Here is a 16304-nt window from a genome sequence, read left to right as displayed (position 1 = left end):
GTGAGAATCAACCCGATCCGAAGGCGAGCGACCGCGCCGGGCAACCGCAACGCGCGACGCTTCACTGCCGGCTCGATAGCCTGTCCCAATGCGACGTGGGGTGTGCGGACGGGCATGACTCGGTTTCTTGCACGCCGGTTGCTCAACTACGTTGTGCTGCTGGCGCTGGCATCGTTTCTGACGTTCTGCCTGACGTCGGTAGCCTTCAAGCCACTGGACAGCCTGTTGCAGCGCAACCCCCGCCCGCCACAAGCCGTGATCGACGCCAGGGCCCACACGCTCGGCTTGGACGAGCCGATACCGATCCGCTACGCGCATTGGGTGTCGCATGCCGTGCGCGGCGACTTCGGCAAGACCGTCACCGGGCAGCCCGTCGGAACGACGCTGTGGCGCCGCATCGGGGTAACCGTGCGCCTGCTGGTCATCGGTTCGCTGGTGGGCACCGTGCTTGGCGTAGCGGCCGGGGCGTGGGGCGCCATTCGCCAATATCGGCTCAGCGATCGCGTGGTCACCGCGGTGGCGCTGCTAATTCTCAGCACGCCGACATTCGTGATCGCCAGCCTGCTGATCCTTGGCGCGCTGCGGGTGAACTGGGCCGTGGGCATCCACATCTTCGACTACACCGGAGAGACCTCACCTGGGGTGACCGGTGGGACCGGCGCGCAGCTGCTCGACCGGTTACGGCATCTGATATTGCCGTCACTGACCCTGGCGCTGACCGCAGCGGCTGGATACAGCCGTTACCAGCGCAACGCGATGCTGGACGTCCTCGGCCAGGACTTCATCCGGACGGCGCGTGCCAAAGGGCTCACCCGCCGCCGGGCGCTGGTCAAGCACGGGCTGCGCACCGCACTGATCCCGCTGGCCACCCTGTTCGCCTATGGCGTGGCCGGCCTGGTCACCGGCGCGGTGTTCGTGGAGAAGATCTTCGGCTGGCACGGCATGGGTGAATGGCTGGTGCAGGGCATCACGACGCAGGACACCAACATCATCGCGGCGATCACCTTGTTCTCCGGCGCGGTGGTACTGCTGGCCGGCCTGTTGTCCGACCTGTTTTACGCGGCACTCGACCCCCGGGTGCGGGTGTCATGACGTCTGAGGCAAATATCGCTGCCGCCCAAGGGTTTTCGGGCCAAGAAAGCGCGGTCTTCACCTCACGCCGCACCTTGGTGCTGCGGAGGTTCGCCCGCAACCGGTTCGCTGTGGCATCGCTGACGTTGTTGGTGTTGCTGTTCGCCGGCTGCTACGCCCTGCCCGCGGTCCTGCCCTATTCCTACGAAGACCTCGATTTCACCGCACTGCTGCAGCCGCCGAACGCGCGCCACTGGCTGGGCACCAACGCGCTGGGTCAAGACCTGCTGGCACAAATCCTGCGTGGGATGCAGAAGTCGATGCTGATCGGTGTCTGCGTCGCGGTCATCTCCACCGGCATCGCCGCCACCGTCGGGTCGATCGCAGGCTATTTCGGTGGCTGGCGCGACCGCGCGCTGATGTGGGTAGTCGATCTGCTGCTGGTGGTGCCCAGCTTCATCCTCATCGCCATCGTCACGCCGCGACTCAAGACCTCGTCCAACGTCTTGATGCTGGTCCTGCTGCTCGCCGGATTCGGCTGGATGGTCAGCTCGCGCATGGTGCGCGGCATGACCATGAGTTTAGGTGAGCGCGAATTCATCCGGGCCGCAAGGTATATGGGGGTCTCCAGCCGCCGCATCATCGTCGGTCACGTGGTGCCGAACGTGGCGTCCATCCTGATCATCGACGCCACTCTCAACGTCGCCTCGGCCATCCTGGCCGAAACCGGCCTGAGTTTCCTCGGTTTCGGCATTCAGCCACCGGACGTGTCGCTGGGGACGTTGATCTCCAACGGCACCCAGTCGGCGACCACCTTTCCCTGGGTGTTTCTGTTTCCCGCGGGCGTGCTGGTGCTGATCCTGGTGTGCGCGAACGTCACCGGCGACGGCCTGCGGGATGCGTTCGATCCGGGCAGCGCGGTGCTGGGCGGTGGTGGGTGATGGGCGCGCTGCTCGAGGTGACCGACTTGGCGGTCACCTTCCCGACGGGCGGCGCCCCGGTGACCGCGGTCCGCGGTGTCAGCTACCGCATCGAACCCGGCGAAGTCGTCGCCATGGTCGGCGAATCCGGTTCTGGCAAGTCCGTTTCGGCGATGGCGGCCATCGGCCTGTTGCCCGAGTACGCGCGCGTGTGCGGGTCGGTGCGGTTGCACGGCACCGAACTGCTGGGCCTTGGCGACGACGCGATGTCGCGATTCCGCGGCAAGACGGTCGGCATGGTATTCCAGGATCCGATGTCGGCCCTGACGCCCGTCTACACCGTCGGCGACCAGATCGCCGAAGCGATTCAGATCCACCAGACTCGAGTGGGCAAAAAGGCCGCCCGCCGACGAGCGGTGGAATTGCTCGAGCTGGTGGGAATCGCGCAGCCGGAGCGACGCGCCCGCGCTTTTCCGCATGAGCTGTCCGGCGGCGAACGACAGCGGGTGGTCATCGCGATCGCCATCGCCAACGACCCCGACTTGTTGATCTGCGACGAGCCCACCACCGCGCTGGATGTCACGGTGCAGGCGCAGATCCTCGAGGTGCTCAAAACGGCGCGTGACATCACCGGCGCCGGAGTGCTCATCATCACGCACGACCTCGGCGTGGTCGCTGAGTTCGCCGACCGCGCGCTGGTGATGTATGCCGGGCGAGTTGTCGAATCCGCTGACGTGAGAACCCTTTACCGAGGCCGCCGGATGCCCTACACCGTCGGGCTGCTGGGCTCGGTCCCGAGGCTCGACGCCGCCCAGGGCACCCGGTTGGTGCCGATCCCGGGTGCGCCGCCATCACTGGCGGCCCTGGACCCCGGTTGCCCCTTCGCTCCGCGCTGCCCGCTGGCCATCGACGAATGTCGGCTCGAGGAGCCGAAATTGCTTTCCGTGGGCGCCGATCACCGGGCGGCGTGCATCCGCACCGATGAGGTCGACGGGCGAAGCGCCGCGGACATCTACGGGGTGAGCACCGAATCGCGCCAACCCGAATTCGCAGGCACCTCGGTCGTCGTCCGGGTGCGTGACCTGACCAAGACCTACCGGCTGACCAAAGGCTTGTTGCGCCGCAGCGCCGGTGAAGTTCGCGCTGTCGACGGTGTCAGTTTCGAATTGCGGCAGGGCCGCACCCTGGGCATCGTCGGCGAGTCCGGTTCGGGCAAGTCGACCACCCTGAACGAGATCTTGGAACTCACCAGGCCCCAATCGGGTTCAATCGAAGTGCTGGGCACCGATGTCACCGCGCTGAACGGTGCGAGCAGGCGATCGCTGCGGCGCGACATTCAGGTCGTGTTTCAGGACCCGGTCGCCTCGCTGGACCCGCGGCTACCGGTGTTTGATCTGCTCGCTGAGCCCCTGCGGGCCAACGGATTCGACAAGAGCCGCACCAACAACCGCGTCGCCGAGCTGCTCGACATCGTGGGACTGCGCCGCGCCGACGCAGTCCGCTACCCCGCAGAGTTCTCCGGTGGGCAAAAGCAGCGCATCGGCATCGCTCGCGCTCTGGCACTGCAACCGAAGATCCTGGCGCTCGACGAGCCGGTTTCCGCGCTCGACGTGTCCATCCAGGCCGGAATCATCAACCTGCTGCTCGACCTGCAAGAGCGGTTGAACCTATCCTATCTGTTTGTCTCCCATGATCTTTCGGTGGTAAAACACCTGGCGCACCAGGTCGTCGTGATGTATTCCGGCGCCATCGTGGAGCAGGGCGACAGCCGACAAGTCTTCGCCGATCCGCAACACGAATACACCCGACGACTGCTCAGCGCGGTGCCACGACCAGATCCGGGCCGACGTGTCTAGCCGGGCGGTCAAAGCGGCCACGGGCACCCGCGTCGGGTCGCTGTTCTTCGCGGTCGCGCTGGTTCTCCCGGGCTGTTCGCCGGCCGCCGAGTTGATCCCCGAAACCGGCCATAACGCGCAGGTCGGCTCGACGAGCGACGTCAACCCTCACGACCCGGCCACCCTGCAGGATGGCGGCAACCTGCGACTCGCGCTGACAGAGTTTCCGCCGAACTTCAACATCCTGCACATCGATGGCAATTCGGCCGACGTCTCCGCGATGATCAAGGCCACCCTGCCGCGGGCCTTCGTCATCGGACCGGACGGCTCGACGGCGGTCGACCACGACTACTTCACCAACGTCGAGCTCACCGGCACTGCGCCGCAGGTGGTTACGTACACCATCAATCCCCGGGCGGTGTGGTCCGACGGCACGCCGATCACCTGGGAGGACATCGCCAGCCAGATCCACGCCCTGAGCGGCGCCGACAAGACCTTCGAGATCGCCGGGCCCGGCGGCGCCGACCGCGTCGCGTCGGTGACTCGCGGTGTCGACGATCGCCAGGCCATCATGACCTTCGCGAAGCCTTACGCCGAATGGCGGGGCATGTTCGCCGGCAACGGAATGCTGCTGCCCAAGAGCATGACGGCCACCCCCGAGGCGTTCAACAAGGGCCAGCTGCAGGGGCCGGGTCCCTCGGCCGGCCCGTTCGTCGTCTCGTCGCTGGACCGGACCACCCAGCGGATCGTGTTGAGCCGCAACCCGAAATGGTGGGGCGCCCGGCCCCGCCTGGACAGCATCACCTACCTGGTGCTCGACGACACCGCGCGGCTTCCGGCGTTGCAGAACAACACGATCGACGCCACCGGGGTCAGCACGATCGACCAGCTGACCATCGCGCGGCGCACCAAGGGGATCTCGATACGGCGCGCCCCCGCCCCGGCGTGGTCGCACATCACGTTCAATGGCGCCCCGGGCTCGATCCTGGCCGACCGGGCGTTACGTGTAGCGGTAGCCAAGGGGATCGATCGGCAGACCATCGCCAGGGTCGTCCAGTACGGCCTCACCAACGATCCGGCCGCGCTGGGCAACCACATCTACGTCGCCGGGCAGCAGGGCTACCAGGACAACGGCTCGGTGCTGCCCTACGACCCGGCCGCCGCCGGCCGAGCGCTTGACGCGCTCGGCTGGAAGCGGGCCGGACAATTCAGAGAGAAGAACGGCCGGCAGCTGGTCATCCGCGATCTGTTTTACGACGCGCAGGGCAGCCGGCAGTTCGCGCAGATCGCCCAGCACAGCCTCGCCCAGATCGGCGTCAAACTCGAGCTCGTCTCGCGGTCGGGCAACGGCTTCTTCACCAACTACATCAACGTCGGAGATTTTGATATGGCGCAATTCGGTTGGCTCGGAGACGCTTTCCCGCTCTCGTCGCTGACCCAGATCTACAAGTCCGACGGAGAAAGCAATTTCGGCAAGATCGGCAGTGGGCAGATCGATGCCGCCATCGAAAGCACACTGGAAGAGCTCGATCCGGCCAAGGCGCAAGCGTTGGCCAACGATTTGGACAAGATGATCTGGGCGGAGGGATTCAGCCTTCCACTGATCCAGTCACCCGGTGACGTCGCGGTGCGCAGCTCGCTGGCCAATTTCGGAGCAACCGGCCTCGCCGACCTCGACTACACCGCAATCGGTTTCACGCGGCGTTGAGCCGCCGTAGCCGACTCGGAATCGGCAGGGCCCCCTCGACGATGGCCGCCGCTGCGAGTGCCTTCCACAGCAGCCGCACCTCCGGACGCGGCGGCAGCGCGTCCAGCGCCGATGCCTGTGCGGCGAGGCCCTCCAGGTCGCCCCGCCGAACCGCGTCCGCCGTGGCGAGCGCCACGGGCTCACGAAAATCCAGCGCGCTGTGTGCCATGCTCGGCAAGCTCAACAGCACCGCATTCGGCAGCAGCGACGCGACACGGTGCGCGACGGCCGGCGGGGTGATCAGGTCACGACCTCCAGAAACCACCGCGGTGGGCCAGTCGAAATTCGGCATCTCGGCCGCCAGGTCGTAGGGCTCGTCCTCGAAAGTCACACGTTGGGTGCGTGCTCTACTTTCGGCGATCGCGGGATCGAGCGGTAGGCCATCAGGTTCGGCCGCGTAGTCGAGTTCACGGAACGCAATGCGGCTCACCAAGTCTTCCTCGTAACGGTATGGCAGGTTGCTCAGGGTAATAAATCGGGACAGCGCCCACCACAACAACTTTCGTTCGTCAAGCAGCAGGTCGAGTTGACGCTCGAGCAGGTCTGTTCCGCCATACCCGTAGATTGTCGCGACGACCTGGGTCGCCGTGGCATTCATGACGCCGGCGTCGACGAGTTTGCGCATTTTCGGTGCTACTGAGGCGGTTTCGGGGCTGTCACCCTTCAGCAACAGCCGGCGGATCGCGCGGCGCACGATAACGATGTCGTGGCGGGACAACAGGGGTGAATCGAGCACCATGCCGCGAACCCGGTGCGGATGGCGCACCCCGACGCCCGCCGCGATGTAGGTGCCATACGAGGCCCCGTAGATGACGGCCGACTCGGCTTGAGCGTCGTCGAGCACCGCGGCCACATCGTCGACCACCTGGTTGACGGTCATCGATTGCGGCGGCAGATCGGCGCCCGAATCGTCGTGGCGCGACATTCCTACCCCGCGGTGCTCGATCATGATGACGTCGAGGCCGGCCGCCGCGGCCCGCCGCCGCAGCCCCTTGTACATCTGCACGGAGGCGACTCCCGGCCCGCCGGGGATGATGACCAGCGGATGGGTGGACTTGCGTCCCGAGCGAACGTAGTACAGATCGAACTCTTCGGCGCTGTGCGGGGAGATGGGCCGGCGCACGGGCCGTACCCCCGGCAGTTTCGCCAGTCTCTCCTGTATTCGGCTGCGTTTCCCGTTCATCGTCATCAGCGTCGGCCCGCCATGGTCCCATTCTGCAGGCAAGGCGACCAGCCGGCAGCAAATCTGGCTGACCAGTGGTCGGCTATCGGCGGCCGCCAGGGCTAGGCGCTGAGAACGATGCGGTGTGCGCCCTTGACACCGTTGTAACGCTCGGGGCTACAGGTGAGCACGATTACCTGTCCGTGGGTGCCCACGGTGTCGAACAACTCGCCCATCTTGGTCAACCGCTCCGGGTCGGTGAAACCGAGCGCGTCGTCGACCACGACCGGGACGGCGTCCTCCTTAGCGACCAGGGCCGCGCCGGCCAACCGCGCCAAGATGCCGAGTTGCTCCTTCGCGCCACCCGACAATGATTCGTATGGCACCGTAATGCCGTTGATCGTGCGGCTGCGGATGCATAAGTCGCTGTCGATATCGACCTCGAAACTCGGGCCGAATACCGGGCGGCCAAGCCGCTGCAGTTCCGCTCGGTAGGGCTCAACGTAACGCCGCCGAGTGGTGTCACGGTGGCGCGTCATGACCGAGCGCAACAGCTGCGCCGCCCGCGCGCGGCCGCCCACCTGGCCGTGTTCGGTGGCGGCGTGCTCGCGTTCTGTTTCCGCGGCGTCGAGCTTGCCCTGGCGTCCCTCGGTGCCGAACACCGAGAGTTCGATGGTGACCTCACGCAACGCCCGGCTGGCTTCTTCGTAGCGCTCACGCAGCGTGTCGGCTTCCTTCTTGGCATCGGTCAACTCGAAGGCGACCGCGTCCGGTGATGCCGCGGCCAAGGCGTCGGTGAGCTCGGCGACTCGTTGTTGCGCTGCCTGAGACGCAGCCAACGCTGCGACCGACGCGGCCGCGAGTTCGTCATCCTCGGCCGACGCGCGCTCGGCCGCCAGCCGGGCGGCAGCCGCGTCCAGCTCGGCGCGCCGAGTCTCCAAGGCGTTTTGCAGAACCGTTGCCCGCGTGGCCAACTCGGCGAGCCCGGTCGCGGCGGCGGCAGCGGCCTGACGACGGGCCTGGCATTCGCTTGATGCGGCCGCTCGGGCCTGGAGGACCGTGGCGAGTTCGGCACGGGCAGCGCCGATATCCACGAAAACAGGTTCGGCCCCGGCGAGTTCTTCGGCGTGCAGCTGCGCCAGCCGCGACCGCAGCTCGTCGACCTGTTCGTCACCATGCAGGCCGGCCAGAGTCGCCGTGAGCTGATCGCGGGTGCTGTGCAGCTCGCGGCGATGCTGATCGGCGGACCGTGCTGCGGCAAGGTCGGCCACGTCACCGGCGGCCAGCGCCGCCGCAAACTCTTCTTGTGCTGCAGCATGTTTGGCGTGAATGTCCAGTGTGGTCGCACCCGGGGTGACCCTGGCGGTCAGAACGCCGGGAACCTCCACCGCGGTAGGCCCGGCTGCGGTGATCGACCAGCTTTGCCCGGCCGGCAAGGAGATCTGCTGGTCGGCGACGACCAGTTGAATGTCTGCGGCGGCGCTGAATTCGATGGCCGTCGAGGTCAGTGCCAGCTGGTCCCCGGTGCGGTCGACCGCGGCCGCGGCGTCCTCGATTCGCCGGAGCGCTGCCTCGGTGACGGCGATGACGCTGAGCTCAGCGCTAATCCGCTCGCGTTCTCGCTCGATGGCCTCGATCTTGGCCAACCGCGCGGTCAGCCGGTCGGCCTCTTCGCGGGTGGTGAGTTGGTCGACCGTGCGCCGAGCAACTTCCGTGCGGCGTTCCAGCTCGGCGAGAGTCTCGGTGGCCTGTTGCAGGGCGGCGCCGGCTGTTTCGGCCTCCGCGCAAGCGGCGGCTTGGGCAGCCGCGGCTTCCAGTGCCTGCGTTTGTATTTCGGCTACGGCACCGGCCCGGGTGTCGATCTCGGTGAGCAGTTGCCGGCGTGCTGTGTGGGCGCCGTTGGCCGCCGCGACGGTGGCGGCAGCTGCCTCGGCGACAAGTTGAGCTTCTCGCCGCTGCGCGGTCAGCGCTGCGATTTTGTCGGCGGCTTCCTGCGCGGCGGTAACCCGCGGTCCGGCGGCGATCCGGCGCTGGGAGAGGTCGGCCACCTGCTCGGTCAACACGGCATGACGAGCCACCCGATCGTCGACCTCGGCAACGGCCGCCGCGCACTCGGCGACCGTCGCCTCGGCGTCGGCCAGCCGGGTTATGGCGGCCGCCCACTCGCCCGTCGGCCGTCCGGTTGGGGTGAAGTAACGCCCGTATTCGGCGTCGATGCGTTCAATCAGCAAAGGTTCCGTGCCGCATAGCCCCCCGCTGTCTCCGGCGGCCACATCGAGCGCCCGCGAGAGCGCGTCGCACCCGGACAAATCCACCGCGGCGGTCGACGTCGCCTGCAGCACCCGCTGGGCGTGCCACAGGTCGCTGTCCACCGTCTCGGCCAGCATCGCCCGGACCCGTTCGTGGGCTTCGTCGCCGGTCAGTTGTTCGCGGCACGGCCGGACCACCGTCAGCTCCGTCTCGCATTTCTTGTGAAAGCGCTTCCGGTAGACGAAACGGTAAGGGCCGCAGCTGATTTCCGCGGATACCTCCGAACCCACGTCACTGTGGGTGGGCTTGACCTGCTTGACTTCCTTCTTCGTCGAGCGGTCGCGGGCTTCCAGGAGCAGATCCAGGGCCTCTATCATCGACGACTTGCCGATCTCGTTAGCGCCGCACACCACCACCACGCCATGGTCGGGGAATTCGATTTCGCGGTGCGAAATGCCGCGATAGTTGGTCAGGGTCAGCCGGTGCAGTTTCACGCCACGCCCCGGTCGGTAAGGCGCAGCAGAAGCGCCAGCGCCGCCTGCGCATCCGCGGCGGTCGCGCAGCCCTCCTCGCGCGCGGTGGCCATCAGTTCCTCGACCGCCGCGGCGGCGAAACCTCCGATACCGAGGTCGCTGAATTCGCCGTCAGCCGGGATCACCGCCAGGTCGGTGCGACGTTCCCACAGGCCCAGCCAGGCGAACAGCCGCGCGTATTTGTCCAGGCAGGCATCCAGCGCGGCGCGGTCGGTGACCGTCAACGAACCGGTCAGCCCCAGACGCACCACGGTTCGATCCTTTTCGGTGATCAGATCCAGGTTCATGTCGAGATCGGCGATGTCGCGGCTGGTGTCGACCTGCCGGTGCATCGTGACGAACCGCCAGCTTCCGACGTGCCGTGGCGTCACGACGACCGCCCGCTGCGGGTCGGCCTCGTCGATGTCGACGATCAGGACATGACCGGGGTCGGATTCCACATCGTCGAAGTTGGTCACTTCCGGGGAACCGGAGTACCACACCCGGCCGGTGTCACCGACCTGGGTGAGCGAGTGCTTATCCCCCAGCGCCACATAGTGCACCGCGCCGCGGCTCAGCGCGTCGTCGACCTTGGCGAGCCGGATCAAGGAGGGCTTGTCCCGATCGGGATCCAGGACGTCGACACCGCCGTGTGCGACGAGGATCCGGGTGCTGACACCCGCGGTCAGGTCGTCGAGGACGTCGGCGACCAGGTCGGTGGTCGGCACCTTTGACCGCCACGGCGCGGCCACGATCTGGACCCCGGGACGGACCTGATGCACACCGCCCCGATCGAGCACCACGACGTTGTCGGGACGTTCGCCGGCGAACAGCGCGCTGGTGTACACCGATGCGGCGTCCAGAGGATCGTGGTTGCCGGGCAACAGGTACACCGGAATCCCGATGGCGCGCATGGCTTCCAGGGATTGCCCGACCACGTTGGGCGGAAGCTGATTGTGTTCGAAGACATCACCCGACACGACGACAAACTCGGCGCCGACTTCTGCCGCCAACACGCCCAGACCGGCAACCGCGTCGCGGCGCGCCGCCGAATAACGGGGCTGCGCGTCACCAGCGAGGAAGTGCCTGGTCATGCCCAACTGCCAGTCGGCTGTGTGCAGGAATCGCATGCCGGCGACCTCCTAGCGAAGTGCGTGTTTACCAGGGCATCGCGAGTTTAGGTCTGCGCACCGACAACAAGCGGGACCTCCACCGGCACGTCTAGGTCTGAGAAATCCGACAAGTGATCCACCAGCGGGTGCCAGCGTTATCTGCGTCGCCCCAATCCTCAGCCCAGTCGCCGACGCGGCAAGCGCAGCGAGCGGGACCATGGGTACGGCGCGCGACGCGAGGCGGCCGGCGCGTCGTGTCGACCTGCCTCAATCAGCGTTCGGGTACGGTGACGATTCAGCTGCGTCCGTACCCGACGGCCACGATCAGGCCCACAGCCGCTAGCAGGAGAAACATTGTCGCCACCGGGTCGATTAGTTCGAACATCATGTGATCACCCCCGCCCGGGCAGGACCGCCAGTGATGGACGATTGAACGCGTCGTGTCTGAGCTCCCGACGTATATGGTTGTGGTTCAACATCTCCGGGCGCCGTGTGCTGAATCGCGGCTAGATGATCGGTCGTCACGTCACACCGGCCGTGTGAACTCCGTACGGCACGGCTTCAAGCAGTGTGACGGTCAGGGTCGCGCCACTGGGCAGGGTATAGGTGCGCCGTTCGCCGGGGCGTGCGCCCGCGACCGCGGCGCCGAGCGGGGATGCCTTGGAGTAAACCTCGATGTCGCTGCATTCCGTGCCGCGCACACCTAAAAGGAAGGTTTCGGTGTCACCGGTATCGTCGTAACGGACGGTCAAAACCATGCCAGGCTCGGCGATCCCGTCGTCGGGTGGGTCTTTTCCCACGACGGCATTGACCAACAAATCATGAATTCGTTGGATTCTGGTTTGCGACGCGTGTTGGACGGCGATGGCGTTGTCGTCCGACTGACTGTCAGCGGCTGCGCGGCCGTGCAACTCACGTAACCTGGCCAGTTCCCTTTGTAGCCGCTCATAGCCGCGCGGTGAAATCCACACGGGTTGGGTGCTGGTCATGGTCGTTGCTCTCCTAATGTGAGGGGGTTTGCGGTCGCGGCCTCGGGGACGCGAAAGTCGCTGGTGCGGTTGGTCTCCGGACGATATCTGTTAGTAAGGTGCTTGAGTCGCTGTTGACATCGGCGCGCGGCGGGCTGACTGCGACCGGGCGCACTTCGTTCGGTACATCTCATAGGGCACGGCCTCCAGCAGCGTCACCAGTCGTCCTGTCTCATCGGGAATCGAGTAGATGCGCTGGTCGCCGGGGCGCGCGCCGGCTATTGCACGGCCCAACGGCGACGCCATCGAGTAGACCTTGACGTCGGCGCCTTCGCTGCCGCGTCTGCCCAAGAGGAACGTTTCGGTCTCGCCGGTGACGTCGTAGCGGATGGTCAAAACCATGCCCGGTTCGGCGGTGGGGTCATCGGCAGGATTCTCGCTGATGACCGCCTTGGTCAGAAGGTTCTGGATTGCGCGGATACGTCGTTGCAGCGCTATGCGGTTCGCGTCGAAGTCCATTGAGTCGTCCGGAATTTCAACGATCAGCCCTGACCGCAACGCGTTGAGTTGATTCCGCAGGCGGTTGTAGTGCTGTCGTGTCATCCAGACGGATTCAGTGCTGGTCATTTTGAGTGGGTGTCCTTTCGTTTATCGGGGGAGCGTCGTCAGAGGCGGGCCAAGGTAGGCAGCCGCCGCTGACGACTCGGAGGCCCTTGGTGGGCGAAGCTCCGGTGCGGTTGGAGGTTTCTCGTGAGCGGTTAGCGTCCGGTTCGGCGCAACGGATCGAAATCGCGCAGTGCCTCGGGTTGCTTGCCGGTGGTGATCTGTTCGGCTAGCAGTCGACCCGTCACGGGGCCGTGCGCTAAGCCCCACATGCCGTGCCCGCCCGCCACGTACACGTCACGGGCCACCTCACCGATCAATGCCCGGCCATCGGGGGTGACCGGGCGCGCACCCACCCACAGATTGCTGCGCACGTCCCAGCGTGCTCCATCCAGCAAGGGGCTGACTGACGCGACGATGGCCTCCACCCGTTGGGCGGCGCGAGCTTCGCGCGGCTGGCGGAATTCCAGGGTGCCCGAAACCCGCAGCGCGCCTTTGTAGGGCGTGCACGCTACCCGTGCGTCCGGCAGGTAGATGGGGCCCGATACCGGGCGATCCACGGGGACGGTGAACGAGTAGCCGCGACCGGCGTGCACCGGGACCGGCAGCCACCGGCTGGCCAACCGTGGCAGCCGTGCCCCGGTGGCAATCACCGCGGCGTCCGCGAACAGCGGGGTGCTGCGGCGCGGGTAAACCATAGCGCCGTAGCGCGTGCTGACCACGTCGTCGATCTCCAGAGTGCGCACAGCGGCCCCACGAGACACCACCGAACGGCCCAGGGCTTCCACGAACCGTCGCGGGTCAACGAAGCGCTGACCATTGATGTTCAGCCCGGCGGTGACCGCCGGCGATGCCAGGGGCACTTGCTCGCGCAACGCCTCGCCAGCCAGGGCGGTGACATACATTGTCTGACCGGCGTTTTCAAGCTGATGGAGCGTGTCCATCAGGCGCTGCGCCGCTTCGGTGCTGCGAAACACCGCGGTGATTGGCGAGTCGGTCACCGGAGCATCGACTCCATTGGCGGTGAGCACGTCGAAAGCTTCGATGCTTTCCTCGTTGAGCGCGACGTTGGCTCGCATCGCCCGTTGCCACGACGATCGCCGGCAATTGGCCAGAAACTGCATCAAGAAGACACCCAGGTGCGCGTCGGCGGTCAGCTGCATGTGTAACGGAGCTGTCGAGTCGAAAAGGGAACGGAGCCCCCCGCGAAGTACCGCCGGGGAGTTCAACGGAAGGGTCAGCCCCGGGGCGATCCAGCCGGCGTTACCCCACGACGCACCGGCCGCAACGCCGGTGCGGTCGATCACCGTGACATCGACGCCGCGCTCCTGTAAGAACCACGCCGTTGACAATCCGACGATGCCGGCGCCGATGACGATCGCCGACCTGGGTCCGCCCTCAATGCGCTCGACGCTACCCATCGCACACCTCCGCAACTGAATTTGACTTGGTAATTCCATGGTGGGCTGCACGGGCACATCGGTGTTTGCCGGAAACCGACAACGACAGTGCGAAGCATTGTCGCCGCCCGACAACGTGTTGCCGCGGCGCACCCGAAGCGACCACAGCCTGAGCGACGAGAGCGCCTCGTAGGTAGGAAAACTCAATCCCGCGGACGCGCACCGCGGGACTGGGTTGGGGATCGAAGCAGGCGCGCGCTTGCTTATCGTCGCTCGACGAGGCGGTCGAAGCTCTGTTGCCATCCGTCGTAGCGGAGCCGGTCAAGCGTGATACGTACCCGGGCGAACAGGGCGACCGCCAAGAGGCTCACGGCCCACCAGGTCGCTACTGCGAAGGCCAGCGCGTCGTCGCGGGCCGTGTTCACCGGTCGGGCGACCGGGACGCCCTCGTCATCGACCCATATCTCAATATCGTCGCCGATGTTGGCTGTCAGCGGCGCGGTGACGTCGCCGGTGCGTTCGGTCCCGGCGGCAAACCATCGGGCCGGAACGGTCACGGTGGGGCTTTCAAGGTTGCGGCCAGGGTGACTGCCTCCGGTAACAGTCGCGGTCACCGGGTGACGAGTTTGGACCTGCTCGGCATAGAGCCGGCTTCGAGAATCGTGGACCGCTGTGCCCACGGCTGCACTGATAGGCACGGCGATCAGCGACGCCGCAACGACCAACGCCAAAACCATTGCCTCCACCCGGTCCGTCGTGCGTATCAGCGGATTACGGCCAAACAGGCGCATGAACAACCTCCACGGCAAACGCACGCTGAAGGTCTCCATCGCGGAGTCATCATCCGGTCGGCGGTCGGCGATCGATCGATGATCGGGGTCTGAGGTGGACATCGAACGTTTCCTATCGGCGATTCTTCGTGGGTTTGAGGTATGGCGAGGGCGGCGTGAACCCGCCTTCCCTCAAACCTGCCCTCTGAGTTGGCAACCTTCATGATGGTGTGGATCGCTGCCGAAAGCTTTGCCGCAACCGGACAACGACGCCGCCTCGGTTTGTCGGGTGCCGACAGCGGCCTCGATCAATCTGTGTCGATGGCCGCGAGTTCTATCATCATCGCCAGCCGCTTCCTGGCATCGTCTAGCGGCAGATTGGTGATTTCGGCCATCTTGCGCAGTCGGTAACGCACGGTGTTTTCGTGCACTCCCAGCCGTTCACCGGCCTCGGTCGGGTCACCCTGGGCCTCCAGCCATGCGCGCAGCGTGGCCACGTAATCGGTCCCGTGGGCGCGGTCATGGCGGCCGAGCTCGACCACCGGGCCACGGGATGGCGAGCGGCCTGAGCGCGCCGCAGTGCGCAACCGCTGCAGCAGGATGTCGGCCCATGACTCGTCATAGACCGGAGGCGTGGCCTCGGGTGACATCTCATGCAGCGCAAGACATTCCTCGGCTTCCCGGCGTGCGGCGGCGAGGTCCGTCACCTCAGCCGCACCACTGACGCCGGCCAACATCGTCACCTGTTCGGGGAGGGCCGCGCGCAGACCGGTTACCCAGCGCCTCGCCGACGCCGCCTGCCCACCCGGAAGCAGCGTGTAGACGATATTGGCCGCCAAAGCGCTGCGACCAGGCCGTGACCAGCCGAACCCGGCAGTGGCGCGCTCGAACGCCATCAACAGGGCGGCATCGCGCTCATCGCCGATGAACGCCTGCAGCGCAATAACTCTCAAACCGTCATGCGGCAAACCCAGCCTGCTCGCCACCATCGCGGCATCAGCCGTGCCCTCCAGCAACCGCATCACCAGTTCGGATTCGACTTGGCGCTCCAAGTCCGCGCTGGCTCGTGACCGCAGAAGATGCAGGGCCACCGTGTGCGCACTGTCGGCCAAGGCGGTGCGCGCCGCTTCGTCCAGCGGCGCCGAACACGCCACCCACACCGACCCGATCAGCTCTCCCCCGGAGCGCACGGCCACCACCATGCGCCCGATCAAGCCATGTTCGGAGTCCTCGGGGACAAACAGCGGCTCGTCGGAGACCCCCAGGTGTGCGAATACGCCCCGCGCATCGAACACAGCGCGCAGCTGCTCCGGTGTCTGTCGTGCCAAGATGGTCTGCACCCGCGCCGGGTCGGCATGCTGTTGCAGTTTCGAATACGCCAGCACCCGCAACCGCCCATCGTGAATGACAACCGGGCTGCCCACGGCGTCCGCGAGGCTATCGGCCAGCGCGAACAGATCCGTTGGGCCACGACCGGATTCAGTCTCACGGCCCTCGAGCACCAGTCCGTAGACGACCGTACTCACCTCGCTCCACGTCAGCGTCGGGTCGACGACCATGACCGCGCCGATTTCGGCGTCCTCGTCAAACGCGATCGGTTCCTCACCGGCGCGCACCAACACCACGACAGCGCGCGCTGAAGCAGCCCACTGCACCGCTTCGCCAAGGGAACCGGCACCGATGGCCAGCAGAACATCGCCTACCGCCACACGGTCCGACGCGGGTTCGTGGATCACCACGCTGCGCAATTCGGTCGACCTGGGCACCGACGACCAACGCAAGCGGACTCCATAACCACCCAGCACGTTCACCAAGCGGTCCAACGTGATCACCGGCGGCTCCTCATGCCGAACTGCTAGTCAGCCTAACCAGGAGTCAAGCGCGTCCCAGGGAAATGTCTTGCCCGATTTTCTCAGTCAGGCCTCGCTACGGGATTGCCGCGCGTTCACGAGCG

At 66.2% G+C, this 16304-nt stretch carries 12 protein-coding genes; 4 read left to right on the top strand and 8 right to left on the bottom strand.

What is annotated here, in order from left to right:
- The first annotated feature begins 114 nt into the window (after positions 1–114).
- From A5686_RS23225 to A5686_RS23210, 4 genes are read left to right on the top strand one after another with little or no spacing between them, the layout of a single operon-like run.
- A complete protein-coding gene (locus A5686_RS23225) occupies positions 115–1092 on the top strand; it encodes an ABC transporter permease (RefSeq protein ID WP_067939184.1) in 978 nt (325 codons plus the stop codon).
- A complete protein-coding gene (locus A5686_RS23220) occupies positions 1089–2012 on the top strand; it encodes an ABC transporter permease (protein ID WP_067939183.1) in 924 nt (307 codons plus the stop codon). Before A5686_RS23225 ends, A5686_RS23220 begins: the two co-directional genes overlap by 4 nt.
- A complete protein-coding gene (locus tag A5686_RS23215; RefSeq protein WP_067939180.1) occupies positions 2012–3847 on the top strand; it encodes an ABC transporter ATP-binding protein in 1836 nt (611 codons plus the stop codon). The genes A5686_RS23220 and A5686_RS23215 overlap by 1 nt, the downstream gene beginning before the upstream one ends.
- Positions 3840–5534, top strand: a complete 1695-nt coding sequence (locus A5686_RS23210; protein ID WP_067939177.1) for an ABC transporter family substrate-binding protein — start codon at positions 3840–3842, stop codon at positions 5532–5534. The genes A5686_RS23215 and A5686_RS23210 overlap by 8 nt, the downstream gene beginning before the upstream one ends.
- On the opposite strand, the gene A5686_RS23205 is transcribed toward A5686_RS23210, so the two are convergent.
- The 8 genes from A5686_RS23205 to A5686_RS23170 form a co-directional block, all read right to left on the bottom strand.
- Positions 5521–6762 carry an alpha/beta hydrolase gene (locus A5686_RS23205; RefSeq protein ID WP_067939176.1) on the bottom strand — a complete coding sequence of 414 codons (1242 nt, stop codon included), beginning with the start codon at positions 6760–6762 and terminating at the stop codon, positions 5521–5523. The two genes, A5686_RS23210 and A5686_RS23205, sit on opposite strands and share 14 nt — an antisense overlap.
- A gap of 95 nt (positions 6763–6857) precedes the next feature.
- Positions 6858–9479 carry an AAA family ATPase gene (locus A5686_RS23200; RefSeq protein ID WP_067939173.1) on the bottom strand — a complete coding sequence of 874 codons (2622 nt, stop codon included), beginning with the start codon at positions 9477–9479 and terminating at the stop codon, positions 6858–6860.
- Entirely contained in the window at positions 9476–10627 is a 1152-nt protein-coding gene (locus A5686_RS23195) for an exonuclease SbcCD subunit D (protein WP_067939170.1), read from the bottom strand. The genes A5686_RS23200 and A5686_RS23195 overlap by 4 nt, the downstream gene beginning before the upstream one ends.
- Positions 10628–11130: 503 nt before the next feature.
- A complete protein-coding gene (locus tag A5686_RS23190) occupies positions 11131–11598 on the bottom strand; it encodes a GreA/GreB family elongation factor (RefSeq protein ID WP_067939166.1) in 468 nt (155 codons plus the stop codon).
- Between the two features lie 90 nt (positions 11599–11688).
- Positions 11689–12204 carry a GreA/GreB family elongation factor gene (locus tag A5686_RS23185; RefSeq protein WP_067939163.1) on the bottom strand — a complete coding sequence of 172 codons (516 nt, stop codon included), beginning with the start codon at positions 12202–12204 and terminating at the stop codon, positions 11689–11691.
- A gap of 131 nt (positions 12205–12335) precedes the next feature.
- Complete coding sequence (locus A5686_RS23180) at positions 12336–13601, bottom strand: FAD-binding oxidoreductase (protein ID WP_067939160.1); 1266 nt, start codon at positions 13599–13601, stop codon at positions 12336–12338.
- Between the two features lie 242 nt (positions 13602–13843).
- Complete coding sequence (locus A5686_RS23175; RefSeq protein WP_067939157.1) at positions 13844–14473, bottom strand: hypothetical protein; 630 nt, start codon at positions 14471–14473, stop codon at positions 13844–13846.
- A 185-nt stretch (positions 14474–14658) separates the two neighbouring features.
- On the bottom strand, positions 14659–16182 hold the full coding sequence (locus A5686_RS23170) for a CdaR family transcriptional regulator (protein WP_067939154.1): 1524 nt from the start codon (positions 16180–16182) through the stop codon (positions 14659–14661).
- Positions 16183–16304: the final 122 nt, after the last annotated feature.

Origin of the sequence: Mycobacterium sp. E2479 (assembly GCF_001667925.1) — a bacterium.
Classification (GTDB): Bacteria; Actinomycetota; Actinomycetes; order Mycobacteriales; family Mycobacteriaceae; genus Mycobacterium.
The sequence above is the reverse complement of the archived record's forward strand: the minus strand, read 5'-3'. Positions and strand labels throughout refer to the sequence as shown.